A 7,739-nucleotide genomic window follows, 5' to 3' on the forward strand; every position below is an offset into this window, starting at 1 on the left:
ATCAAGCGGCGGCGGCGCAACTCCAACTAACTCCAGGCGCTGTAGAACCGAGTGCGATCGCATCTGCAATGGCAACTTTACGCACAAGCGCCGATAATCAAACAGAAATAGCAGCACAAGCGGCAAAATTTTTCACCAAACCTCAAGCAGAAATTCGTAACTGGAACTGGATTTTCTCACAACCGCAACCAAAAGTCCTCAGTATTGCCAGCACTTCTACTAAAGTGCGGGACGTACCGGGGCGTCTGTGGATATTAGACGATATTACCGAGCGCTATTTCGCTCAACAATCTCTAGTCGAACGTTCCCAAGAACTATTTCAGGCGAATCAAGCATTGGAAAAAGCAAAGGCAGCTGCTGAGGTAGCTACTCAAATCAAAAGTCAATTCCTTGCCAACATGAGCCATGAAATTCGCACTCCCATGAATGCCATTATCGGCATGATCGGTTTGTTAATAAATACAGAACTTTCTGACCAACAGCGAGATTTTGCCGAAACCATCCAAAGCAGTGGAGATAATTTACTCATGCTGATTAACGATATTCTCGATCTGTCTAAAATTGAATCCGGCAATATGGAGTTAGAAGAAGCTCCTTTAAATCTGCGAATTTGCGTTGAAGAATCTCTCGATATGTTAGCTTTTAAAGCCGCCGAAAAAGGGATTGAATTGGCTTATCTGATCGACCTAGAAACTCCTAATACGATTGTGGGCGATGTGACGCGGTTGCGCCAAATTTTGGTGAATTTGCTCGCCAATGCAGTTAAGTTTACCAAAACAGGAGAAGTAGTAGTTTCAGTAGTAGCTTTAGCGTTAACCGATGGCGGTGAAGAATCAACAGATAGCGATGAAAAGCAATACTTAATTGAATTTGCTGTCAGAGATACGGGCATCGGTATTTCTGCGGACAGGATCGATCGCTTATTTCAGCCTTTTAGCCAAGTCGATGCCTCGACCACGCGCCAATATGGCGGTACGGGATTGGGATTGACGATCGGCAAACAGCTCAGCGAAATGATGGGCGGTAGGATGTGGGTAGAAAGTCAAGTGGGTGAGGGTTCCACATTTTATTTCACTATAGTGGCAGCATCAGCTCCCGATATATCGCCTCTTGCTTCTCAAAATCTCCCGCCTCAGCTAGATGGCAAACGCCTTCTGATTGTGGATGATAACTTTACAAACCGAGAATTATTAACACTGCAAGCACAATCTTGGCGAATGCTAGCGCGTGCGGCTGAGTCTGGATATGAAGCTTTGGAATGGCTGCATCAAGAGGAACCATTTGATATTGCTATTTTGGATATACAAATGCCGGAAATGGATGGTTTAACTCTAGCAACAGAAATCCGCAAACTGGGTAAGTACAAAAAATTACCTTTAGTCGTGTTAACTTCCATAGGCAGACTGTCAGCAAGTCATCATACCTCAGAGGTAGATTTTGCAGCTTTCCTAACTAAGCCGATCAAACAATCCCATCTCTATAATGTTTTAAGCCACGTTCTAGGAGAACAGCCGCAACAAATTAAAGCATCCCGCCCTATTTTGCCGCAAATAAATCCCCACTTGGCAGAAGAGTTACCTTTGCGAATACTGTTAGCGGAGGATAATAAAGTCAATCAAAAAGTAGCTTTGCATCTGTTACAGTTAATAGGCTATCAGCCAGAGGTGGTCAGCAATGGATTGGAAGCGATCGCCGCACTGCGTCGCCAATTTTACGATGTGGTGTTCATGGATATGCAAATGCCAGAAATGGATGGATTGGAAGCTACTCGCTGCATTTGGGAACAATGGCCTACAGGTGAGCGTCCGCGAATTATTGCGATGACAGCAAACGCCATGCAAGGCGATCGCGAAATTTGTATAGCTGCCGGTATGGATGATTACATCAGTAAGCCTGTTCGCCTTGAAGATATTGTCGCTGCGTTAAGCAAATGTCAGCCTGCTTCATCAACGGTCAGCAATAAAGAACAACCGACAACTGATACAGGCGAGATGCCTGCGCCACAACAACTGACACCTGACAAATCAGTCGTCGATGCCAAAGTACTGGCATCTTTCCGCAAAATGATCGGGAAAAACGCTGAAGATATTCTATCCGAATTGATAGATTGCTACCTGGAAGATGGCCCTAAATTATTGGCAGATATCGCTACCGCTATAGCAGAAGGAAATGCAAGTAAATTGCGCCAAGCAGCTCATACCTTGAAGGCAAGTAGTATGACCTTGGGAGCGACAAATTTATCTAATTATTGCAAAGAGTTAGAAACTATGGGGCGAAATGGGCATACTAAAGAAGGCAAAGAAAAATTACCTCTTCTGGAAACTGAGTATGAAAGAGTCAAAGTAGCTTTGCAAATAGAACGTCAGCAACACAAGGTATGAATATCTCTACAGACAAAAAAGATGCACCGCTAATTCTGGCGATCGACGATGACAAATTCATGCGACTTCAGCTTCGCAGGGCGATGGAAGAAGTTGGGTATCAAGTGGTAGAAGCTGCTAACGGAGAAGAAGGATTAGTTGCTTATACTCGTTGGCGTCCGGATATCGTGTTGCTGGATGCGGTAATGCCGGTGATGGATGGGTTTACTTTCTGCAAACTAATCCGAACGGAAAATATCTGCCAAACGCAATCTCTTTGCAATCCCCCGCCTGTACTGATGATCACGGCGCTGGAAGATCGAGAATCTGTCGATCGAGCTTTTGAGGCGGGTGCGAACGATTACATCACCAAACCCATCCATTGGGCTGTCTTGCGTCAGAGGGTGCGCCGTTTGCTGGAAGCTTGTCGCGCCGAAATCGATCGCCAGCGTTCAGAACAAAAAATTCGCGAACAAGCCGCTCTACTGGATATCGCCACTGAAGCTATTTTAGTGCAAAATCTGGACAACCAAATCTTATTTTGGAACAAAGGTGCTGAACGTTTGTATGGCTGGAGGTCGGAAGAAGCGATCGGTAAAAATGTCAACCAGCTGTTGTACAAACAAGTTCCCCCCGAACTGGAAAGCGGACAGCCAATTTTTGATGAGGCTGGTTCCTGGCAAGGTGAATTGCTTCAAGTCACCAAATACGGCAAAGAAATAATCGTGGAAAGTCGGTGGACGCTGGTGCAGGAGGAACAAAAGCAACCTAAATCAATCCTGACAGTTAATACCGATATTACAGAGAAAAAACAACTGGAAACGCAATTTCTGCGGGCCCAGCGCATGGAGAGTATTGGCACTCTTGCTAGCGGCATCGCTCACGATTTAAACAATGCGCTTGCACCAATTTTGATGTCTGTGCAACTTCTAGAAATGAAATGTCACGACGAACACAGTCAGCGATTGCTGAAAATTCTGGAAGCCAATACGAAACGCAGCGCCGATTTAGTCAAACAAGTGCTATCTTTTGCGCGAGGGCTGCAAGGCGATCGCACTAATCTTCAAGTAGCGCATTTAATATCGGAAATTGCCAAAATAGTCAAACAAACATTTCCCAAATGTATTGAAATTTATACAGATGTGCCAAGCTCAGAAATTTGGACTGTTTGCGGCGATGCGACGCAATTGCACCAAGTTTTGATGAACCTCTGCGTCAACGCTCGCGACGCCATGCCCAAAGGCGGAATTTTAAATGTGGTTGCGGAAAATATTTTTATCGATGAAAATTATGCCAGGATGAATATAGAGGCGAAAGTTGGTAAATATGTGGTAATTACCGTTTCGGATACCGGAACAGGCATCCCACGGGAAATATTGGATCGCATTTTCGAGCCATTCTTTACCACAAAAGAACACGGTAAGGGTACCGGGTTAGGACTCTCAACCGCAGTTGGCATTGTCAAAGGACACGGGGGTTTTATCAATGTCTATAGCGAAGTGGGAAAAGGGACAAAATTTAAGGTTTGCTTACCAGCAGCATCAACAGATGAAAGCAAGTTCAGCCAAGAGATCTATCGAGAATTACCGAGAGGAAACGGAGAATTAGTTCTGGTAGTTGATGATGAAGATGCCATCCGCGAAATCACCAAAACTTCCCTGGAAAGTTATAATTATCAGGCGATCGGTGCTAGTAATGGCATTGAAGCGATCGCCTTATATGCGGAACGAAAAACAAATATTAGCGTGGTGTTGGTCGATATGATGATGCCGATGATGGATGGGCCGACAACTATCCGCACGTTGCAAAAAATTAACCCCAATGTCAAAATTATTGCCATTAGCGGATTGACCTCAAACTCTCAGGTGACCGAGTTAAATCGTCAGAGCGTACAAACTTTTTTACCAAAACCATTCACTTCCGAGGAATTGTTAAAAAGCTTGCGATCGGTTATCGCTACAGACGGGAAGAATTAAAGTCAAAAGTCAAAAGTCAAAAATCAAAAATCCTTATATGAGGATTTTTTGCCAATAAGGTGAAAATTGCTCGCTCGGCACGGGCATACTGAATGTAGATTATATAGTAGTCGTCAATTATGAGTTTGACTCTCTCGGACATAAGGTGATAAGTAAAAATTATTTATTGGCACGAATGGTTGGTGGGTAAGGCATTTCTCTGCCCCATGCCCCATACCCTATGTCCTATGCCCAAAAAACTGCGTTTTGACCACAAGTAGGGGAGAGCCAAACTTTTTAAAGAACTCCAGCCAAATCAACTATGAATACCTCCGATTCACCGAAACATTCAACCCTCATCCTCGTCATCGACGACGACAGGTTAATGCGAATTCAGCTTCGCCGAGCGATGGAACAAGAAGGTTACCAAGTGGCAGAAGCTGTGGACGGAGAAGAGGGATTAGCAGCCTATACTTGCTTAAAACCGGATATAGTGCTGGTAGATGGTATGATGCCGGTGATGGATGGCTTTACCTGCTGTAAGCTCATCCGTTCCCTCCCAGGAGGCGATCGCATTCCCATATTGACGATCACGGCGCTGGAAGATGAAAAGTCAGTAGACCGAGCTTTTGAGGCAGGTGCGATCGATTATATTACCAAGCCGATCAACTGGGCTGTACTGCGTCAGCGGGTACGTCGGTTGCTGAAAGCTTCTCGCGCCGAACAAGAATTGCGACAGCAAACGGAAAGAGAGCGATTGATCGATAAGATAGCGCAGCGCATCCGTCAATCTTTGAACTTGGAGAAAATACTCAATACAACAGTAGCGGAAGTTAGGGAATTTCTGCAAGCCGATCGCGTGCTGATTTATCGCTATGACCCCGACAGTCAGGGTAGGGTAGTAGTGGAATCGGTAGGCGATTGTTGGATACCAATTTTAGGAAAAAAAATTGCCTATCCCTACTTAGGAAAAAATTATATCCCCGCTTACCAACAAAACCGCATTCAAGCCAAAGCCGATATATACACACTGGGACTGCCTCAATCTTTGCTCGACTTGCTAGCTGGATTTCAAGTCAGGGCTCATTTAGTAGTACCGATTTTGCAAGATAATTCCGAATTCTTAGTTTTGAATTCTCAATTAGAAAATCCCACGCCAAACTCCCAATTGTGGGGGCTGCTGATTGCCCATCAGTGTAGCGGCCCAAGACAGTGGCAGAATTTGGAAATAGACCTGCTCAAGCAATTAGCAACTCAGGTAGCAATTGCCATCCAACAATCAGAACTATATCAACACTTGGCGCGGCTCAATACCGACCTGGAAAAACAAGTGCAGGAACGTACAGATCTGTTGCAGCAGGCGCTCAACTTTGAAGCAATGCTCAAACGGATTACCGACAAAGTGCGCGATACCCTCGATGAAAGCCACATTTTACAAACAGCGGTGCAAGAATTAGCGCTGGGACTGAAAGCAGATTATTGCTGTACCGCACTATACAATCTCGAAAAAGCTACTTCTAGCATTTGTTCCGAATATGCAATTACATCGCCATCGGATCGCAATCGCGTCCTGCAAATGGCTGATTTCCCTGGCATTTACTTTCAGCTTCTGCAAGGTCAGTATCTGCAATTTTGCGAAATAGCTTCCCACTCGATACGGCAAGTTCACCATCGCGTTGCTGTGCTGGCTTGTCCGATTTTAGATAATCAAGGCGTGCTGGGCGATTTGTGGTTGTTAAAACCGGAAGAATATGTGTTTAATGAATTAGAAATTAGATTGGTGCAGCAGGTAGCCAATCAATGTGCGATCGCGATTCGCCAAGCTCGACTTTACCAAGCAGCACAAGCTCAAGTCCAAGAACTAGAAAAACTCAACCGCCTCAAAGACGACTTCCTCAATACCGTCTCCCACGAATTAAAAACACCAGTATCCAACATGAAAATGGCAATTCAAATGTTGGAAGTTATGCTGAATCAGCAATGCGGATTCAATCCAGAACTAGAAAATAACCGTGAAAGTAACACAGCCGCTCGTTACTTCCATGTTTTGAATGATGAGTGCGAGCGAGAAATTAATTTAATCAACGATTTACTGGAATTGCAGCAACTCAACGCCGGAACTCTCCTGCTTGACAGAAGAATTATTCATTTACCAGACTGGATTCCTCATGTTGTCGAACCTTTTGAACAACTTATCTACGACCAGCAACAAATTTTAGAAATTGACATTCCTCGGCAACTGCCTCCCCTGGCTTCCGACCCATTCAGTCTCAAGCGTATCCTCACAGAATTGCTCAACAATGCTTGTAAGTACACCCCAGCCAAGGGAAAAATTACAGTCAGCGTTCGCATTAACTCGGACAAGATTCAGTTAAGCGTGAGCAATTCTGGCATCGAAATTCCGCGTCACGAAATGCAGCGCATTTTCGATAAATTCTACCGCATTCCCAGCAATGACCCCTGGAAACATGGCGGCACGGGGCTGGGACTGGCACTTGTGGATAAACTGGTAAGTTATTTGGGAGGCTCGATCCAAGTTGAAAGCGGATCGAGACATACTACCTTCTTAGTGGAATTACCGATAATGTCTGATGGGAAATAATCGCTTTTCCTTTATCGGTTGAGCTTGAGCTTTCTTCCTTATAGCTGAGGCGATCGCTAGGTGCGATCGATTATTCTTGTGACTGTTGCACAACAGCGACAATCGCCTGTGTGCCTAACTTTATTAGTTGTGCGTCTGTTCTTGGAGAGCGATCGCAACTCCATCTCAAAATTCTCTGTTCAAATTACAGAGGAACACCGGAGGCTGAAAGCCACAAAAAGCGAAATGCTGCCACAATTCAAATTGAGTACTAGAACTCATCAATGTCCTCACTGCAAAACAGTTTTAGATCGTGACTGGAACGCAGCAATTAACATTCTCAAAAAAGGGTTGAAATATTTGGGGGAATACCTCAACGGTACTGTAGGGCATACAGAAACCGACCCAAACGACTGGGGAGAGTCCGGCCTCTGGGTCTTTAACAGAGATGTTGAGGATTTAAGTCGTCTCATTGAGCCAGTAATCCCAAGAAGTGATTCTGGGAGAATCCCCCGTCACAGCGAAGCTTGACGGTGGGAGTATGTCAAGCAGCAACATTCGATATTGGGCTCCAAACAAGCCAAAATTGAGATATAGCAACAGTGAAGGCGGTTAAGGCATTCTTAATTCCTGAAACTCTCGCTCCTAATCCCTTCTTCCCCTAACCCCTAGCCCCTAGCCCCTAGCCCCTAGCTATGTCAAATTCGCTTTCGGCATCAACGGAAGGACTGGCGATCGTAGACAAAGCGCGTCAGCGTCGCGGTTGGACGAAAACCAGTACGGCTCGTTGGTGGCAGGACGCTCATACCTCTAGAGCTACTTTACGTCGATTTTGGCAGGGCG

Annotated in this window: 3 protein-coding genes and 1 pseudogene; all 4 read left to right on the forward strand. The window is 45.2% G+C overall.

Annotated elements, in window-relative coordinates; translation table 11 throughout:
* The coding region (locus H6S82_RS11400) for a response regulator (RefSeq protein ID WP_191056238.1) at positions 1-2,381 on the forward strand (2,381 nt) is incomplete at its 5' end.
* Positions 2,378-4,336, forward strand: coding sequence for a response regulator (locus H6S82_RS11405; RefSeq protein ID WP_190467116.1), 1,959 nt, complete (start codon positions 2,378-2,380; stop codon positions 4,334-4,336). The genes H6S82_RS11400 and H6S82_RS11405, both read left to right, overlap by 4 nt.
* A gap of 301 nt (positions 4,337-4,637) precedes the next feature.
* On the forward strand, positions 4,638-6,917 hold the full coding sequence (locus tag H6S82_RS11415) for a GAF domain-containing protein (RefSeq protein WP_199315378.1): 2,280 nt from the start codon (positions 4,638-4,640) through the stop codon (positions 6,915-6,917).
* Between the two features lie 243 nt (positions 6,918-7,160).
* Positions 7,161-7,427, forward strand: a pseudogene (locus H6S82_RS33405) (zinc ribbon domain-containing protein); the annotation flags it as partial.
* Positions 7,428-7,739: the final 312 nt, after the last annotated feature.

The organism is Planktothrix sp. FACHB-1355, assembly GCF_014748295.1.
In the GTDB taxonomy this organism is placed as follows: Bacteria; Cyanobacteriota; Cyanobacteriia; order Cyanobacteriales; family Aerosakkonemataceae; genus Aerosakkonema; species Aerosakkonema funiforme_A.

Bases quoted from the DNA above. Each gene is read 5' to 3' on its own strand.
- H6S82_RS11405 (WP_190467116.1), top strand. From the start codon at position 2,378: ATGAATATCTCTACAGACAAAAAAGATGCACCGCTAATTCTGGCGATC.
- H6S82_RS11415 (WP_199315378.1), top strand. From the start codon at position 4,638: ATGAATACCTCCGATTCACCGAAACATTCAACCCTCATCCTCGTCATC.